The 16,734-nt window shown below is 51.0% G+C and carries 17 protein-coding genes; 9 read left to right on the forward strand and 8 right to left on the reverse strand.

Annotated features, from left to right (window positions below; all coding sequences use genetic code 11):
* Positions 1-41 precede the first annotated feature (41 nt).
* Positions 42-1,145, forward strand: a complete 1,104-nt coding sequence (locus OGY06_RS16100) for a glycosyltransferase family 9 protein (RefSeq protein ID WP_286605703.1) — start codon at positions 42-44, stop codon at positions 1,143-1,145.
* A gap of 63 nt (positions 1,146-1,208) precedes the next feature.
* Here the strand turns inward: OGY06_RS16100 and rfaC are convergent, their stop codons facing one another.
* Genes rfaC through rfaD form a run of 3 tightly spaced genes read right to left on the reverse strand, consistent with a single transcriptional unit; the run spans position 1,209 to position 4,156 of the window.
* Entirely contained in the window at positions 1,209-2,171 is a 963-nt protein-coding gene (gene rfaC, locus OGY06_RS16105; RefSeq protein ID WP_063941156.1) for a lipopolysaccharide heptosyltransferase RfaC, read from the reverse strand.
* 3 nt (positions 2,172-2,174) lie between these two features.
* Positions 2,175-3,221, reverse strand: coding sequence for an ADP-heptose--LPS heptosyltransferase RfaF (gene rfaF / locus OGY06_RS16110; RefSeq protein WP_003827310.1), 1,047 nt, complete (start codon positions 3,219-3,221; stop codon positions 2,175-2,177).
* Positions 3,222-3,223: 2 nt separating this feature from the next.
* Positions 3,224-4,156: an ADP-glyceromanno-heptose 6-epimerase gene (rfaD, locus tag OGY06_RS16115; protein ID WP_003827312.1), complete on the reverse strand. Its 933-nt coding sequence runs from the start codon at positions 4,154-4,156 to the stop codon at positions 3,224-3,226.
* 214 nt (positions 4,157-4,370) lie between these two features.
* On the opposite strand from rfaD, the gene kbl reads away from it, so the two are divergent.
* Together kbl and tdh are read left to right on the forward strand one after the other, a co-directional pair.
* The gene (kbl, locus tag OGY06_RS16120; protein WP_003827313.1) at positions 4,371-5,567 is read left to right on the forward strand and encodes a glycine C-acetyltransferase; all 1,197 of its coding nucleotides are present in this window, start codon (positions 4,371-4,373) and stop codon (positions 5,565-5,567) included.
* A gap of 9 nt (positions 5,568-5,576) precedes the next feature.
* Complete coding sequence (gene tdh, locus OGY06_RS16125; protein ID WP_003024132.1) at positions 5,577-6,602, forward strand: L-threonine 3-dehydrogenase; 1,026 nt, start codon at positions 5,577-5,579, stop codon at positions 6,600-6,602.
* A gap of 52 nt (positions 6,603-6,654) precedes the next feature.
* On the opposite strand, the gene OGY06_RS16130 is transcribed toward tdh, so the two are convergent.
* Positions 6,655-7,341, reverse strand: coding sequence for a lipopolysaccharide core heptose(II) kinase RfaY (locus OGY06_RS16130; RefSeq protein WP_286605705.1), 687 nt, complete (start codon positions 7,339-7,341; stop codon positions 6,655-6,657).
* A gap of 484 nt (positions 7,342-7,825) precedes the next feature.
* Here OGY06_RS16130 and OGY06_RS16135 point away from each other — a divergent pair, with 484 nt between their 5' ends.
* Positions 7,826-8,860: a glycosyltransferase gene (locus OGY06_RS16135; protein ID WP_063941153.1), complete on the forward strand. Its 1,035-nt coding sequence runs from the start codon at positions 7,826-7,828 to the stop codon at positions 8,858-8,860.
* Here OGY06_RS16135 and OGY06_RS16140 read toward each other — a convergent pair whose 3' ends face one another.
* The 3 genes from OGY06_RS16140 to gpmM are packed head-to-tail and all read right to left on the reverse strand — an operon-like array spanning position 8,861 to position 12,637.
* On the reverse strand, positions 8,861-9,796 hold the full coding sequence (locus tag OGY06_RS16140) for a divergent polysaccharide deacetylase family protein (RefSeq protein ID WP_003024138.1): 936 nt from the start codon (positions 9,794-9,796) through the stop codon (positions 8,861-8,863).
* A gap of 3 nt (positions 9,797-9,799) precedes the next feature.
* Positions 9,800-11,059 (reverse strand): murein hydrolase activator EnvC, encoded by a 1,260-nt coding sequence (gene envC, locus OGY06_RS16145; RefSeq protein ID WP_231504629.1) that lies wholly within the window; start codon positions 11,057-11,059, stop codon positions 9,800-9,802.
* A gap of 33 nt (positions 11,060-11,092) precedes the next feature.
* Positions 11,093-12,637 (reverse strand): 2,3-bisphosphoglycerate-independent phosphoglycerate mutase, encoded by a 1,545-nt coding sequence (gene gpmM, locus OGY06_RS16150; protein WP_003827325.1) that lies wholly within the window; start codon positions 12,635-12,637, stop codon positions 11,093-11,095.
* 249 nt (positions 12,638-12,886) lie between these two features.
* Between gpmM and OGY06_RS16155 the strand changes: the two genes are divergently transcribed.
* The 5 genes from OGY06_RS16155 (at position 12,887) to cysE (ending at position 16,054) form a co-directional block, all read left to right on the forward strand.
* Positions 12,887-13,318: a rhodanese-like domain-containing protein gene (locus tag OGY06_RS16155; RefSeq protein WP_003024148.1), complete on the forward strand. Its 432-nt coding sequence runs from the start codon at positions 12,887-12,889 to the stop codon at positions 13,316-13,318.
* 52 nt (positions 13,319-13,370) lie between these two features.
* A complete protein-coding gene (grxC, locus tag OGY06_RS16160; RefSeq protein WP_003024152.1) occupies positions 13,371-13,622 on the forward strand; it encodes a glutaredoxin 3 in 252 nt (83 codons plus the stop codon).
* A 46-nt stretch (positions 13,623-13,668) separates the two neighbouring features.
* Positions 13,669-14,136 (forward strand): protein-export chaperone SecB, encoded by a 468-nt coding sequence (gene secB / locus OGY06_RS16165; protein ID WP_003024155.1) that lies wholly within the window; start codon positions 13,669-13,671, stop codon positions 14,134-14,136.
* The gene (gpsA, locus tag OGY06_RS16170; protein ID WP_003827328.1) at positions 14,136-15,155 is read left to right on the forward strand and encodes an NAD(P)H-dependent glycerol-3-phosphate dehydrogenase; all 1,020 of its coding nucleotides are present in this window, start codon (positions 14,136-14,138) and stop codon (positions 15,153-15,155) included. The genes secB and gpsA overlap by 1 nt, the downstream gene beginning before the upstream one ends.
* A 77-nt stretch (positions 15,156-15,232) precedes the next feature.
* A complete protein-coding gene (gene cysE, locus OGY06_RS16175) occupies positions 15,233-16,054 on the forward strand; it encodes a serine O-acetyltransferase (protein ID WP_003024160.1) in 822 nt (273 codons plus the stop codon).
* A 181-nt stretch (positions 16,055-16,235) separates the two neighbouring features.
* On the opposite strand, the gene trmL is transcribed toward cysE, so the two are convergent.
* Positions 16,236-16,709, reverse strand: coding sequence for a tRNA (uridine(34)/cytosine(34)/5-carboxymethylaminomethyluridine(34)-2'-O)-methyltransferase TrmL (gene trmL / locus OGY06_RS16180; RefSeq protein ID WP_003827329.1), 474 nt, complete (start codon positions 16,707-16,709; stop codon positions 16,236-16,238).
* Positions 16,710-16,734: the final 25 nt, after the last annotated feature.

Below are 16,734 nucleotides of genomic sequence, written 5' to 3' on the forward strand. Positions count from 1 at the left end.
ATTGATCTCTATCTGGCGATAGATTAAATAGGTTTTATTTAATGATTAGAGCATTGAGAAAAAAAATTCAGCTATTACTGGTTAATCTTTTTTTAATGATATACACCCGTAAGAAAGATTTTTCTTTTAGTCAGCAAGAATTTGAAAATCAGGATAAAAATCAGCTGAAGAATATCCTGATTTATTCTTCAACGGCGCTGGGTGATTTCATGATGAACTCTCCAGCAATTCATGCGCTCCGCCAGACATATCCTTCTGCGACAATCACCCTGATTTGCCACAAAAAGATGTATGACTTCCTCAAAGGGGGGAGTGACTGGGACGATCTTATCTCATGGGATAATAAACTCACTACCCTCCCGGCATTGGTTAAAGAGATCAAGAAACGTGGAACGCCAGACCTGACGGTAATTCTTCACTCACATACACCTTATGATTTCCTTAGCGCCATTATTGCTGGCACAAAGTATGTTTTTGTGGATAACGATAAGCAGGACATCCCACTCGTAAGTAAATGGGCAACCAACAGAATCAGTAAATTCGTTGGGCATACTATTCAGCGAAAGCTGGAGCTTATCATGCCGTTGCTGAATGAAAAGCCAGACAACAGTATGCACCTGCCGTTTCCTGTCGAACGTACGGTGAGCGAGGAAGATTCAAAGCTGCGTTGGATTGGTTTTCAAATGGGAGCATCATCCTTTAAGAAATGCTGGCCTGTTGAGCGATTTGTCACTTTCGCAAACCAACTTTTTGCTCATGATGATGTGCGTGTCGTCCTGATTGGTGCGCCGAATGAAGTGCCTCTGCAGGACGAATTTTTGCAAAAGCTGGATAGCCACTTTCATGACCGCGTGAAGCCACTTATCGGTAAAACGACGCTTAAAGGGCTTATTCAGGAAGTGAAGAATATGGACCTGCTGGTAACATCTGATACAGGACCTATGCACCTTGCCGTGGCAATGCGGGTACCGACGGTGAGTATGTATGTGATCACCTCACCTTATCTTTATGGCCCCTATCAGGACCCTCAATTGCACAAGGTGGTTTACAAAGCCTATACGACGCTGGATGAAATTAAGTATCGTTCAGCGCTAGAGAAGGTGAGTTGCGAAGAGATCATGGCGCATGTAAAACCATTCCTGTAGTAAGCTTACCGATGCTCTGCATGTTCTGATAAGCGTGCAGAGCCCCCGTCCCGAGTCGGGGGGTTATACGTCGGACGGTAGGTGTGTTAGTACTTGCTGAGCGGTGAGTAACGACAGTTTTCCTTCCGGAGCAATGCACGTTAACTGATTCTTACCGTAGCCACCAATGAGCCCTGGGTCGGTGGGACCATATAGCGTAACGTTTGGGCGATTGAGCGCGGCGGTCAGATGACTAAGGCCAGTATCAACCGAAACTACAAATTCAGCACCGGCGAGGATACGCGCAATTTCCTCAAGACTCATCCTTGGCAATACATCGACATTATCAAATCCTTTCGCAATTCTTCTTGCTCTTTCCTCTTCATGCGCTGCTCCCCATGGAAGTTTAATGCGAATCCCTGTCTTCGGTATCAGCGTAATAAGGTCCCGCCAGTGTGCTTCTGTCCAATGCTTATCATCTCGCGTGGTCGCATGTAAAAATACAGCGTAGGGCTGCGAATTGGACGTTTGCTGTTTTACAAAATGCTGCGCAATCGCGTAATCACCCTGCGACTGCGGTTTAACATATCCCAAGCTTTTGGCGAACAATTCACGCGTACGTTCTACCGCGTGCTGCTGTTTGGCTATGTGATGTTTGCGATTATAAAACAGACTTGCCAGCGGTTCGCGGGCTGTGCTCCAGTCCATACCATGCTTGATGCCACGTGCCAGACGTGTCACCAACGCCGCGCTTTTAACCAAACCCTGAGCATCGATTATCGCGTCATACTGCTGTAAACGCACCGCATCACGAAACGCTTTACGCTCGGCTTTAATCGGCGCTGAAAACCAGGCTTTACGCCAGCGACGGATCGCCACTGGAATAACCCGGTCAACGGCTGAATGCCAGGAGGGGATTTGAGCGAACCCTTCTTCCACCACCCAATCAAATTGAATACCCGGAATAGCCTGCTGAGCATCGGTTAATGCGGGCAACGTATGCAGTACATCGCCCATAGACGACGTTTTAACGATCAGAACCCGCATCCGTCAGGCTTCCTCTTGTAACAACAGATCGTTGAGTTCTTCCAGTACGTGCTGGGGTGTAATGTCAATCAGGCTCTGATGATAGCCTTCTGCCGCATCGCCCTTACGCACTTTGTGATAACCCGTAATCAGGCGAATGACACGCGCCTTGTGGGAAAGCGGAGGCGTAAAATCCGGGCTGCTTGGACCATACAATGCGACCAGTGGACGGTTCAGCGCTGCGGCCACGTGCATTAATCCAGAGTCGTTGGTGACCACCGCTTTGCAGGCTGCGAGAAGGATGACAGCCTGCTCCAGCTGTGTTTCGCCCGCCAGATTACGGCACCATGCCTGCTGTTCAACGCTCAGCGTCGCCAGGATCTCATTGCCGGCTTCATGGTCTTTTGCTGAGCCAAACAGCACAATCTGATGGCCTTCATCGATCAGCTGCTTTGCCAGTTCTGCATAGTGGTAATGTGGCCAGCGTTTCGCTGGGCCAAATTCCGCACCTGGGCAAAAACCGATGATGGGGCGTTCAGCTGAAAGGGAGAACTGGCTACAGGTTAGCGATTTTTCACCCTCGCTGACCTGCAACTGTGGCCATAGCAGAGGCTGCGGCAAATCTTTGGCCGTCAGCATCACGCCTTTATCATAAGCCAGAGCCACATAGCGCTCGACCATCAGTGGCCATGCTTCTTTATCCAGTACGCGCGCATCGTTTAGCAGACCGTAGCGCATCTCGCCACGCCAACCTGTACGATGGGGAATACCCGCAAAGAACGGCACCAGAGCGGATTTAAACGAGTTAGGCAGCACATAAGCGCGGTCATAGCGCTTCTCACGCAGACTGTGGCCGAGTTTACGGCGCTCGCCGATCTCCAGCGCGCCGTGCCCCAACGGCATGGCGATAGCTTCGTTGACTTCTGGCATGCGCGACAATAACGGACGGCACCATGCAGGTGCCATCACGTCGATTATCGCCTGGGGATAGCGCGCCTTGAGCGTGCGATAGAGACTTTGCGACATCATCATGTCGCCCACCCAAGACGGGCCAACCACCAAAATTTTCATACTTACGCGTCGCGGTTCAGCCAGGCCATATATTCCGTGACGCCTTCGGCGACGGTTTTAAACGGCTTGTCATAGCCCGCTGCGCGCAGGTTCGTCAGATCTGCCTGGGTAAATGCCTGGTAGCGGCCTTTCAGTTTTTCCGGGAATGGAATGTACTCAATGCTGCCTTTTTTGTGGTACGCCAGCGTAGCATCGGCAACGGCCTGGAAAGATTCCGCACGACCTGTACCGAGGTTAAAGATGCCGGAAACCCCGTTTTCCAGGAACCACAGGTTTACCGCAGCTACGTCGCCTACGTAAACGAAATCACGTTTGAAGTTTTCACTGCCTTCGAACAGTTTTGGTGTTTCGCCATTGTTAAGCTGGGTGTTGAGGTGGAAAGCAACGCTTGCCATGCTGCCTTTGTGGCCTTCACGCGGTCCGTAGACGTTGAAATAGCGGAAGCCAACAATCTGAGAATTGGCTTCTGGCAGGATCTGACGCACGTACTCGTCGAACAGGAATTTTGAGTAGCCGTAGACGTTCAGCGGTTTCTCATATTCACGAGACTCGATGAAATCAGAAGTGCGACCGCCGTAGGTGGCGGCAGAGGATGCGTACAGGAACGGGATTTCACGTTCCAGGCAGTAGTGCAGTAGCTCTTTGGAGTATTGATAGTTGTTATCCATCATATACTTGCCGTCCCACTCGGTGGTTGAAGAGCATGCGCCTTCGTGGAAAATCGCTTCGATATCGCCGAAATCTTCCCCGGCCATAATCTGGATCAGGAAGTCTTCCTTGTCCATGTAGTCAGCAATATTCAGATCCACCAGGTTAACAAACTTGGTGCCGTCTTTCAGGTTGTCCACCACCAGAATGTCGGTGATACCTTTATCATTCAGAGACTTAACGATGTTGCTGCCGATAAAGCCCGCGCCGCCGGTAACGATGATCATAAATGTAACCTTTGAATTATGGAGTCAGAGACAATCTCAGACACGAATACTTCTATCATATCACTACATGGCTTAGGCTTCAGCCATTCACCGATAAGCCGTGCGGGTACACGTGATTTATGCTTCATTTTGAAGAAGTGATGATGCGTCATCTCGTATCAACGTATAGCTTTGGGTAATATGTGCTGAAATTTGCCCAGTCTGGAGAATTGAAATGCGTGGGGATTTTTACAAACAGTTAACGAACGATCTCGAAACCGCACGTGCGGAAGGATTGTTTAAAGAAGAACGCATTATTACATCTGCCCAGCAGGCGGATATTACCGTGGCGGATGGAAGCCACGTTATTAACTTTTGTGCGAACAACTATCTGGGGTTGGCTAACCATCCGGAACTGATTGCAGCGGCAAAAGCGGGTATGGATTCTCACGGATTTGGTATGGCTTCGGTTCGCTTTATTTGCGGTACCCAGGACAGCCATAAGCAACTGGAGCAAAAACTGGCGGCATTCCTCGGAATGGAAGATGCCATCCTTTACTCTTCCTGCTTCGACGCCAACGGCGGTCTGTTTGAAACGCTGCTGGGCGCAGAAGACGCAATTATTTCCGATGCCCTGAACCACGCTTCTATCATTGATGGCGTGCGTCTGTGTAAAGCAAAACGTTTCCGTTACGCCAACAACGATATGGTGGAACTGGAAGCTCGCCTGAAAGAAGCGCGTGAAGCAGGCGCTCGCCATATCCTGATCGCCACTGATGGCGTGTTCTCTATGGATGGTGTGATCGCTAATCTGAAAGGCGTTTGCGATCTGGCGGATAAATACGACGCGCTGGTCATGGTTGATGATTCCCATGCCGTCGGTTTTGTCGGCGAAAATGGTCGTGGCTCCCATGAATACTGTGACGTGATGGGTCGCGTGGACATCATCACCGGTACGCTGGGTAAAGCACTCGGCGGCGCATCCGGTGGTTACACCGCAGCGCGCAAAGAAGTTGTTGAGTGGCTGCGTCAGCGTTCCCGTCCTTATTTGTTCTCCAACTCACTGGCACCGGCGATTGTTGCGGCTTCCATTAAAGTGCTGGAAATGGTTGAAGCTGGCAGCGACCTGCGCGATCGCCTGTGGGCGAATGCACGTCAGTTCCGTGAGCAAATGTCTGCCGCAGGCTTTACGTTAGCCGGTGCGGATCACGCGATCATCCCGGTCATGCTGGGTGATGCAGTAGTGGCGCAGGCGTTCGCCCGCGAGCTGCAAAAAGAGGGGATTTACGTTACCGGATTCTTCTATCCGGTGGTTCCAAAAGGCCAGGCGCGTATCCGTACCCAGATGTCTGCGGCGCATACCCCTGAGCAGATTACGCGTGCTGTTGAGGCGTTCACACGCATTGGTAAACAACTGGGCGTTATTGCCTGAGGATGTGAAATGAAAGCGTTATCCAAACTGAAAGCGGAAGAGGGCATTTGGATGACCGACGTTCCTGAACCGGAAGTCGGTCATAACGATTTGCTGATTAAAATCCGTAAAACAGCCATCTGCGGGACTGACGTTCACATTTATAACTGGGATGAATGGTCGCAAAAAACCATCCCGGTACCGATGGTCGTTGGGCATGAATATGTCGGCGAAGTTGTTGGCATCGGTCAGGAAGTTAAAGGCTTTAAAATCGGCGATCGCGTTTCAGGCGAAGGTCATATCACCTGCGGGCATTGCCGTAACTGCCGCGGTGGACGTACTCACCTGTGCCGCAATACGACCGGTGTCGGTGTAAACCGCCCTGGCTGCTTTGCGGAGTACCTGGTGATCCCGGCATTTAACGCATTTAAAATCCCGGACAATATCTCCGACGACTTGGCGTCTATCTTCGATCCGTTCGGTAATGCAGTGCACACGGCGCTGTCGTTCGATCTGGTTGGGGAAGATGTGCTGGTTTCCGGTGCGGGTCCAATCGGTATTATGGCGGCGGCGGTCGCGAAGCATGTTGGCGCACGCCACGTGGTGATCACCGACGTTAATGAGTATCGCCTTGAGCTGGCACGCAAAATGGGTATCACACGCGCGGTCAACGTGTCGAAAGAGAATCTGACCGACGTGATGGCTGAACTGGGTATGACCGAAGGGTTTGATGTGGGCCTGGAGATGTCCGGGGCGCCGCCAGCGTTTCGCGCCATGCTGGACACCATGAACCACGGTGGCCGTATTGCTATGCTGGGTATTCCGCCATCTGATATGTCCATCGACTGGACCAAAGTTATCTTTAAGGGGCTGTTTATTAAAGGTATCTACGGTCGTGAGATGTTTGAAACCTGGTACAAAATGGCTGCACTGATCCAGTCTGGACTGGATTTGTCGCCGATCATCACCCATCGATTCTCCATCGATGAATTCCAGCAGGGCTTTGACGCGATGCGTTCAGGCCAGTCAGGGAAAGTGATCCTGAGCTGGGATTAGTATTAAGCCAGTAAGAATGAATAGCCAGATATGATTAATATCTGGCTATTTTTTACTTGCCGCGAATTTTTCGTGAAAGTCGGCGAAGCTTTTCTTTCAATAAAATCAGGTTATAAACGAAGCCATGACCCTGAATATCGATATTGTATTTATTCCGGAGCGTGAGGATATCGTTCGCCTGGCATATTTTCATAATGCCTTTGCATGAAAGATCGATAACTTTAAGTTCACCAGATGGCGTTCTAATAAAATTTCCAGGGTGAATGTCATTCGATGCAAGACCTGCATTGTGAAGTTTAATAATACAGTTTTTCACCTCTTCGGCATTACTTTTGTTGATTTCGGCAAGGGGTTTTCCATCAATGTATTCATGCACGGTTGACACTTCAACACATTGACGAAAGTGACATTTTTCGGCAACGTAGTACAGATCTGCAGTACAGGCGCGTTGCTCTGGAGTTAAGCGTGCCAGTCGTTTAATCATATGTGAATAAAAGGGCCCGGAAATAAAGTTTAGCGCTTTTTTTTCAAAGCGATTGTCTATTTCACGATCGTTCTTGACAATAAACTTTTTATTTTCATATTCGACAAGATGGACGCTGCGAAAACCATTTTCAGCATTCAGTTGTTTCCCTTTTATTTCATTATTTGATATTTTTTTCATCAACAAAGGGAAATTAATTTTTTCTTTCTTGAAATAAACATTAAAGTCATTTAATTCAACCTTACTAATGTTCATTAAATTCGCCTTCGTATATTAATCTGTTGTGGATAGTTATGCTCTGTATTATACAAAATTGTATCGACGGTGGTTAGTTAATACATGCTTTTATGTAAAAGACACATAAACAACAGTGTTATGCTCTATCTAATTGAAAGTAATTGATTAATTGCTTTCCGTTATGAAAATTTCATGACTTAAAGCATCAATGTAGCAAGAGTGCTTTGGTCATCATTACATTTGCACTGTTCATTTTGTGATAGAGATCAAGTTAGTATAACAAAATCCTTTGTCATACACAGGTAACAACTAAGTTGGCTATTCGTGCTGTTTTTTGTTTCTCGGACGTGTAAGTAAATAGGTTATCAATCTAGCTAATATAAATTTATAGGAATGCTGGCCTATTTCTCTGGAAATTGTACCTCTTGTTAAGCCTTAATAATATCTTAATAATTGGGTGATAGAGTAACGACAATCCCATAGATTAGATGATTACCCTACGATGCAAAGTAAATATAAATTAAGCGTTATTATCCCGTTATATAATGCCGGTAGTTACTTTCGTGACTGTATGGAGTCGTTAATTGCGCAGACCTGGAAAGATCTTGAAATCATTATTGTAAATGATGGTTCTACGGACTGCTCAGTCGATATTGCGCAATACTATGCAGAAATATATCCCCATGTTCGGCTGCTGCATCAGGCCAACCAGGGTGTCTCTGTCGCGCGAAACCTTGGCCTGGATGTCGCTGTGGGGGATTACATCGCATTCGTTGATGCTGATGATGAAGTCTATCCGGAGATGTATGAGACATTGATGGGAATGGCCTTGCAGGACAACCTTGACGTTGTACAAAGCAACGCAGACTGGAGTTCGCGGGAAACATCCCGAGTCTGGGTATCCATTCCAACAGATCGTCTGCGTTCTACCGGTATTCTCTCCGGCCCAGACTGGTTGCGTATGGGGCTTGCTTCGCGCCGCTGGACGCATGTTCTCTGGATGGGGGTATATAGAAATGACCTCATTAAAGAACACAATATAAGATTTATCCCTGGGTTACATCATCAGGATGTCATGTGGAGTACGGTGTTTATGTTTAATGCCACTCGTGCGAAATATACGGAAAAACCATTATATAAATACTACCAACACGATGGCTCAATTAGTCACATGAAGCGGCAGGGTGAAGCGAATTTAAACTATCAACGGCACTATATAAAGATCACTCGCCTGCTGGACGAACTTAATCATAGCTACGCTAACCGCATCACTATCTATCCTGAGTTTAAGCAACAAGTGATTTATGAGGGACTGCGAGTATGTCATTGTATTCGTAAAGAACCCGATCCACAGATCCGCCAGCGCATGATTGCTGAAGTATTTGTATCGGGTATGTTCAAGCGTATGGTGAGTAATATCTGCAGCGTAAAGCTGGGTTATCAGGTGCTGTTGTGGGCTATCCGTTTTAGCCAGTGGCGCGATAAATCATTGACGCCGCGCCGCCTGGCCCATTTAACGCTGGATAGTAAAGACTGATTATTGCCAGCCCTGCCACTGCAGGCGCATATACTGCACCAGCGTGCTTTGGGTGATGCTTTCGCCGAGCACGCTGAAGAAGCGGCTGGCGTACACCGGCTCTAACGGCTGTTTCGGTTTGCATAATTTCACCCCGCGGAAAGGATTACGCGGTGCATCAGGTGTACCGTTCTTCGGTGGCGTGAGGTTTGGTCTGGACGTATCCACCTGTGGTTCATTGAGCAAGCTGCTTGGGCGAACCAGCGTGATGTCGGCTGGCAGGCTATACAGCATCTGCTGCAGGACGCGAACCGTAGACGGGTGAGGGTGGCCAATGGCGATTGCGGAACCGTTGCGGCGCGCAAGCTCGACGGCACGATTAAACTGACGGCGAATATCGGCTTCGTTTTGCGTGTCATCCAGGAAGACTTTGCGTTTGATGACCTTCACACCGGTACCTGACGCTGCGCGCATTGCCTGGCTGTTACCGATGGTCATGCTGTCCAGGAAGTAGAGGTCGTAGCGTTCCAGCGCCTGCATCACCTTCTGCATGCCGAAAAGACTGGAGGTCATCGCGCTGCCCATATGGTTGTTCAGACCGACCGCATTCGGTACTTTGCTTACCGCGTCGCGAATGATCCTCTCAATCTCTTCGCTGCTCATTTCCGGGCGTAACGTGTCTTTCTCTAACGGCTGCTTACTCAGCGGTGCCATTGGCAGATGGATTAAGACTTCATGCCCGCTGTTATGCGCTTTGATTGCCATTTCACGCGCATGTGGGGCGTTAGGCAGAACGGCAACGGAGATGGTAGAAGGCATCGCCAGTACCTGGTTTTCAGTGTGTGGGCGATAGCCGAAATCATCAATGACGATGGCGAGTTTGCCAGCAAATACAGGTGTTGCGAAGGCCAGCAGACTGGCGAGAGAGAGTAGTAGACGACGAAATTGTTGTGGCAAAACTTATCTTCCCAACCACGGCTGTGGATTGACCGCCTGACCCTGGCGACGAATTTCGAAATAGAGTGCCGGCCTGCCCTGACCGCCGCTGCTACCCACAAGTGCTATAGGCTGCCCGGCGCGAACCTGCGTACCGACGCTGACCAGTGCGCTCTGGTTATAACCGTACAGGCTCATATCGCCTTTACCGTGTTCAACGACGACCACCAGGCCATAGCCCTGCAGCCAGTCCGCCAGAATGACGCGACCATCGGCAATGGCTTTAACTTCGGTGCCTTCGGATGCGCCAATAACCATCCCCTTCCAACGTAGCTCACCCTGCAGCTGTTCGCCATAACGATGTAGAGTTGGACCACGAACGGGCCAAAATGCCTGACCGCGTGGCGAACCCAAACCGCCGGTACGCGACATCAGTGATTTTTCACTTTCGGTCGGTTTATAGGTTGAGCCTTTTCGTGACGCATCCTGTTGCTTATCGCGTACTGCCTGCGCCTCGCGTGCTTCACGTTCCGCACGCGCTTTGGCTGCGGCTTCGGCGCGGGCAATGCTGTTGCGCAGACGGGATTCGTTGGCGCGCATTTCGCCCAGTTGCTGTTGACCCTGTTGAATCGATGATTCCAGACTCGAAAGCGTTTTCTGGCGTTCGTTACGTGCCTGTTCCAGCTTAGCCTGCTGAGCGCGCTGTTCGTACAGTAGCGTCTGCTGTTCGCTCTGCTTATCTTCCAGCTCGGCTTTTTGCGAGTCGACCTCTTCGCGGGTTTGTTTCAATTGCGCGATAGTTTCCTGTCGCGCCTGGTTCAGATAGCCGAAATAGGCCTGCAGGCGTTGCCCGCGCTGGCTTTCTTCACCGCTAAGAATGAGCTGAATGCCGGTGTGTTCGCCCTGGCGAAAAGCTGCGTCGAGTTGGGCTGCCAGGCTGCGTTCTTGTGCGGCCCGCTGTTTTTCCAGCTTCGCGAGTGCTGCGTTCATCTCTGCGATTTGTGCATTCAGCTGCGCCAGTGAGTTTTGCGTTTCGCGCAACTGCCTTGCGGCAACGGCGATGGCTTGTTCCTGAGCTTTAAGCTGGGCGAGGAGGGTGGCGCGTTGTTGTTGTTGTTGACGTACCGCGCGTTCTTTTGCCGCGATATCGGCCTGAATAGATTTGAGCTGGTCGCGTTCGTCCGCGTGGGCGGAAAAGGCGCACAGCAATACGCCAGCGCTAAGCGCGCTGGCGTAGAACAAGGGCCTGACTGAAAACTTACGCGGTTTCACGGCCCGAGTGATGGTATTAATCGCCTTTCCCCTCATGGGGAGGGATTATTCCACGATGAACAGCGGCTTACCAGTCATCTCTTGCGGGATTTCCATACCCATCAGCGTCAGCATCGTCGGGGCGATATCAGAAAGTTTGCCGCCTTCGACTGCTTTAACGTTCTTGCCACCGACATAAATCAGCGGAACGGGCAGGTTGGTGTGCGCAGTATGCGCCTGACCGGTGGACGGATCGCGCATTTGCTCTGCGTTACCGTGGTCTGCGGTGATCAGCAACTGACCCCCAACGGATTCAACCGCTTTCGCGACCTGTTCAACGCAGTGATCCAGCGCTTCAACCGCTTTAACCGCTGCTTCCATCACCCCGGTATGACCAACCATGTCGCCGTTCGGGTAGTTACAAATGATGGTGTCGTATTTTCCGCTCTCAATCGCCGCAACCAGTTTTTCGGTCAGCTCAGCAGAGCTCATCTCCGGCTGCAGATCGTAGGTCGCAACTTTCGGCGAGTTGATCAGGATGCGATCTTCGCCTTTGAACGGCTCTTCTACGCCGCCGTTGAAGAAGAAGGTTACGTGCGCATACTTTTCGGTTTCGGAAATACGCAGCTGCGTTTTGTCGTGCTTCGCCATCCACTCGCCAAGGGTGTTAGCCAGAGATGCTGGTGGGTAAGCAACCGCAGTTTTGATGTCGGCCGCGTATTCGGTCAGCATCACAAAGTTGAGGTTAACGACTTTCTTACGGGCGAAGCCGTCGAAATCAGCGTTAACAAACGCACGAGTGATTTCACGCGCACGGTCAGCACGGAAGTTCATGAAAATCAGCGTATCGCCGTCTTCCATGGCGGCTTCAGCCTGGCCTTCAGCACGGATCACGGTCGCTTTCACGAATTCATCGTTTTCGTCGCGGGCATAAGCAGCCTGCAGGCCTTCAACCGCCGTAGCGAACTGGAACTCGCCTTTGGCCAACGTCATCAGGTCATAAGCCTGTTCAACGCGATCCCAACGGTTGTCGCGGTCCATCGCGTAGTAACGACCGATGATGGACGCTACGCGGCCTTTGCCCAGCGCGGCAAATTTCTCTTCGAATTTTTGCAGTGAATGTTCAGCGCTGCGTGGCGGAGTATCACGGCCATCAAGGAAAGCGTGCAGATAGATTTTCTCAGCCCCGCGTTCAGCAGCCATTTCTACCATCGCCATGATGTGATCTTCGTGGCTGTGAACACCGCCCGCAGAGAGCAGACCCATGATGTGTACCGCTTTGCCGCTATTTTTTGCCTGGTCGACCGCATTGGTCAGCACCGGGTTAGCGAAGAAAGTACGCTCTTTAATTTCTACATCCAGACGGGTCAGGTCCTGATACACGATGCGGCCCGCGCCCAGGTTGACGTGACCGACTTCGGAGTTGCCCATCTGGCGATCGGGCAGGCCAACTTCCAGGCCAGACGCATCAATCAGGGTATGCGGACGTTTTGCCCACAGGGCATCCATTACCGGGGTTTTGGCATTAAAGATGGCGTTATCCTGGCTGTCTTCGCGATAGCCATAGCCATCCAGAATCACCAGTACCATAGGTTTTTTAGAAACCGACATTGCGACAACCTCACACTTAATAGATAAAAAATAATTGCGTAATTTTACTACAGCTGAATCGATAAAGTAGCCCCGGAAGATCAAATAATCGACCAGAGCGCGCCGCAGAGGGCGTGGTTTTAGGTTTTTTTTTCCGTAGCGCCCCGCAAAAATGCAATCCAATGCACGCTCTGGCTGTATTTGCGCCAACGCGCAGGTATACTCCTTTCCTGGTTTTTTTAATCACTGAGTCGGGAGTTGTTACCCCCCATGCAAGAAATTATGCAATTTGTTAGTCGCCACCCTGTATTGAGTATCGCCTGGATTGCGTTACTGGCGGCTGTATTATTTACCACGTTTAAGAGCCTGACTTCCAAAGTGAAGGTGATTACGCGCGGAGAAGCCACACGTCTCATCAATAAAGAAGACGCCGTTGTCGTGGATTTACGTCAGCGCGACGACTTCCGCAAAGGTCATATCGCTGGCTCCACTAACCTGCTGCCGAGCGAAATCAAAGCCAACAACTTTGGCGAACTGGAAAAACACAAAAACAAACCTGTTATTGTGGTTGATGGTTCAGGCATGCAGTGCCAGGATTCAGCAACTGCGCTGATCAAAGCCGGTTTTGAGCAGGTGTCTGTACTGAAAGATGGCGTAGCGGGCTGGAGTGGTGAGAATCTGCCACTGGTTCGCGGCAAGTAATTTACCCGTCTTCTTTCATGCCGCAGGGTAAAAAGAACACTGGAGATAAGTCATGGCCAATATTGAGATCTATACCAAAGCAACCTGCCCGTTTTGCCATCGCGCAAAGGCGCTGTTAAACAGCAAGGGTGTGAGTTTCCAGGAGCTTCCGATTGACGGTGATGCCGTGAAGCGTGAAGAGATGATCAAGCGCAGTGGCCGTACTACGGTTCCGCAGATTTTTATTGATGCACAGCACATTGGTGGTTGTGACGACTTGTATGCGTTGGATGCGCGTGGTGGACTGGATCCGCTGCTGCGTTAAGGCGTACCGAAGTATTTAAAGGACAACACTAAAGGGTTTTCTCAACATGTCAGAACAAAATAACACTGAAATGGCTTTCCAGATCCAACGTATTTATACCAAGGATGTGTCTTTCGAAGCGCCAAATGCACCGCATGTTTTCCAGAAAGATTGGCAGCCAGAGGTTAAACTGGATCTTGATACCGCATCTACCCAACTGGCAGATGACGTGTATGAAGTAGTGCTGCGTGTCACCGTAACGGCTTCCCTGGGTGAAGAAACTGCGTTCCTGTGCGAAGTTCAGCAGGGCGGTATTTTCTCCATCAGTGGTATCGAAGGGACTCAAATGGCGCATTGCCTGGGCGCATACTGCCCGAACATTCTGTTCCCGTATGCCCGCGAATGCATCACCAGCCTGGTTTCACGTGGTACGTTCCCGCAACTGAACCTTGCGCCGGTCAACTTTGATGCGCTGTTCATGAACTATTTACAGCAGCAGGCTGGCGAAGGTACTGAAGAACATCAGGATGCCTGATGAACCAAAGTAATGCTTCAATGACTGTGATTGGTGCCGGCTCGTACGGCACCGCTCTTGCCATCACCCTGGCAAGAAATGGCCATCAGGTTGTCCTGTGGGGCCATGATCCTAAACATATCGCGACTCTCGAGCACGATCGCTGCAACGTCGCGTTCCTTCCTGATGTGCCTTTTCCCGACACGCTGCGCCTGGAAAGTGATTTAGCCACAGCGCTGGCCGCCAGTCGTAATATTCTGGTGGTGGTGCCGAGCCACGTCTTTGGCGAAGTGCTGCGTAACATCAAACCATTGATGCGTTCTGACGCACGACTGGTCTGGGCGACAAAAGGTCTGGAAGCGGAAACAGGGCGTCTGCTGCAGGATGTCGCGCGTGAAGCGTTGGGGGACTCAATTCCACTGGCGGTTATTTCCGGCCCGACGTTTGCCAAAGAGCTGGCTGCGGGCATGCCGACGGCGATTTCTCTGGCCTCGACGGACGACACCTTTGCTGACGATCTCCAGCAGTTGCTGCACTGCGGCAAAAGCTTCCGCGTATACAGCAACCCGGATTTCATTGGCGTACAGCTTGGCGGTGCGGTGAAAAACGTCATTGCCATTGGCGCAGGGATGTCTGACGGCATCGGTTTCGGCGCGAATGCACGAACCGCATTGATCACCCGTGGGCTGACCGAAATGTCTCGTCTTGGTGCGGCGCTGGGGGCCGATCCTGCCACCTTTATGGGGATGGCGGGTTTAGGCGATCTGGTGCTGACCTGTACCGACAACCAGTCGCGCAACCGTCGTTTTGGCATGATGCTCGGCCAGGGGATGGACGTGCAGGGTGCGCAGGACAAAATTGGCCAAGTGGTTGAAGGCTATCGCAATACGAAAGAAGTTCGTGAATTGGCGCACCGTTTTGGTGTTGAGATGCCAATAACCGAGGAAATTTATCAAGTATTGTATTGCGGAAAAAACGCGCGCGAGGCAGCATTGACGTTATTAGGCCGTGCACGCAAGGACGAGCTGAGTCGCCACTAGCTGTAAGGAACTGTTGAATATAACGACCCGATCCGCGAAGAACGGATCGGTCGTTTTGCTACCTTCTGGAGTACGCAATGCCGTGTGAAGAACTGGATATCGTCTGGAAAAACATTAAAGCGGAAGCCCGGGCACTGGCGGAATGTGAGCCAATGCTGGCCAGTTTTTACCACGCAACGCTGCTCAAGCATGAAAATCTCGGCAGTGCGCTAAGCTATATGCTGGCGAATAAACTCGCTTCTCCAATCATGCCCGCCATTGCGATTCGCGAAGTCGTAGAAGAGGCCTACGCGGCCGATCCTGAAATGATTGCCTCAGCGGCCTGCGATATTCAGGCAGTACGCACGCGCGACCCGGCTGTCGATAAATATTCCACTCCACTGCTGTATCTGAAGGGCTTTCATGCGCTTCAGGCCTACCGTATCGGTCACTGGCTGTGGCATCAGGGGCGTCAGGCGCTGGCGATATTCTTGCAAAATCAGGTGTCCGTTACCTTCCAGGTAGACATTCATCCGGCGGCAAAAATTGGTCGTGGGATTATGCTCGATCACGCCACCGGCATTGTGGTCGGTGAAACCGCGGTGATTGAAAATGACGTCTCTATTCTGCAATCCGTCACGCTGGGCGGGACCGGTAAAGCCGGCGGTGACCGCCACCCGAAAATTCGTGAAGGCGTGATGATCGGCGCGGGAGCAAAAATTCTCGGCAACATTGAAGTCGGGCGCGGCGCGAAGATTGGCGCAGGTTCGGTCGTGCTACAGCCCGTACCGCCGCATACCACCGCCGCAGGCGTACCGGCGCGCATCGTCGGCAAGCCTGACAGCGATAAACCGTCTATGGATATGGATCAGCATTTCAACGGGATACATCATACGTTCGAATACGGCGATGGAATCTGATTTCGAGCTATCTTACTTGTCATCTTGAACCCGGGCTGTGCTCGCCATCCTCACGTACTACGTGTACGCGCAGGTCGGCAAGCGCAGTCCGTGTCCAACCTGACTGCTCCGATAACGCTCGAAAAATAATGGTAAATTCTTTCGTAGGTCGGATAAGGCGTCAGCCGCCATCCGACAAAAATCAACTACGCAATACCGCGCCGGGATAACCTAACTGGCGCCAGGCCTCATACACCACCACCGACACCGCATTCGACAGGTTCATGCTGCGACTGTCCGGCATCATCGGAATACGAATTTTTTGTTCAGCTGGCAGTGCGTCTAGGATGCTGGCTGGCAGACCGCGAGTTTCCGGGCCAAACATCAGATAATCCCCATCCTGATAGCTTACCGCGCTATGCGCTGGCGTACCTTTGGTGGTCAGGGCAAACAGACGTTGCGGATTTTCTGCGGCGACGAAGGCGGCGTAATCAGGGTGGCGCAGCACGGCGGTAAATTCATGGTAATCCAGCCCGGCACGGCGCAGGCGCTTGTCGTCCCAGGTAAAGCCCATTGGCTCAATAATATGCAGACGAAAGCCGGTGTTGGCGCAAAGACGGATAATATTGCCGGTATTTGGCGGGATTTCTGGTTCGAATAATACGATGTTTAGCATGCTGCCCCCTTAAGTACGGGGCAGC

Source organism: Citrobacter sp. Cpo147 (genome assembly GCF_030332405.1).
Classification (GTDB): domain Bacteria; phylum Pseudomonadota; class Gammaproteobacteria; order Enterobacterales; family Enterobacteriaceae; genus Citrobacter; species Citrobacter portucalensis.

Excerpts from the sequence above, each read along its gene's own strand:
- OGY06_RS16100 (WP_286605703.1), top strand. The coding sequence starts at position 42 with ATGATTAGAGCATTGAGAAAAAAAATTCAGCTATTACTGGTTAATCTT.
- rfaC (WP_063941156.1), bottom strand. The coding sequence starts at position 2,171 with ATGCGGGTTCTGATCGTTAAAACGTCGTCTATGGGCGATGTACTGCAT.
- rfaF (WP_003827310.1), bottom strand. The coding sequence starts at position 3,221 with ATGAAAATTTTGGTGGTTGGCCCGTCTTGGGTGGGCGACATGATGATG.
- rfaD (WP_003827312.1), bottom strand. The coding sequence starts at position 4,156 with ATGATCATCGTTACCGGCGGCGCGGGCTTTATCGGCAGCAACATCGTT.
- kbl (WP_003827313.1), top strand. The coding sequence starts at position 4,371 with ATGCGTGGGGATTTTTACAAACAGTTAACGAACGATCTCGAAACCGCA.
- tdh (WP_003024132.1), top strand. The coding sequence starts at position 5,577 with ATGAAAGCGTTATCCAAACTGAAAGCGGAAGAGGGCATTTGGATGACC.
- OGY06_RS16130 (WP_286605705.1), bottom strand. The coding sequence starts at position 7,341 with ATGAACATTAGTAAGGTTGAATTAAATGACTTTAATGTTTATTTCAAG.
- OGY06_RS16135 (WP_063941153.1), top strand. The coding sequence starts at position 7,826 with ATGCAAAGTAAATATAAATTAAGCGTTATTATCCCGTTATATAATGCC.
- gpmM (WP_003827325.1), bottom strand. The coding sequence starts at position 12,637 with ATGTCGGTTTCTAAAAAACCTATGGTACTGGTGATTCTGGATGGCTAT.
- OGY06_RS16155 (WP_003024148.1), top strand. The coding sequence starts at position 12,887 with ATGCAAGAAATTATGCAATTTGTTAGTCGCCACCCTGTATTGAGTATC.
- grxC (WP_003024152.1), top strand. The coding sequence starts at position 13,371 with ATGGCCAATATTGAGATCTATACCAAAGCAACCTGCCCGTTTTGCCAT.
- secB (WP_003024155.1), top strand. The coding sequence starts at position 13,669 with ATGTCAGAACAAAATAACACTGAAATGGCTTTCCAGATCCAACGTATT.
- gpsA (WP_003827328.1), top strand. The coding sequence starts at position 14,136 with ATGAACCAAAGTAATGCTTCAATGACTGTGATTGGTGCCGGCTCGTAC.
- cysE (WP_003024160.1), top strand. The coding sequence starts at position 15,233 with ATGCCGTGTGAAGAACTGGATATCGTCTGGAAAAACATTAAAGCGGAA.
- trmL (WP_003827329.1), bottom strand. The coding sequence starts at position 16,709 with ATGCTAAACATCGTATTATTCGAACCAGAAATCCCGCCAAATACCGGC.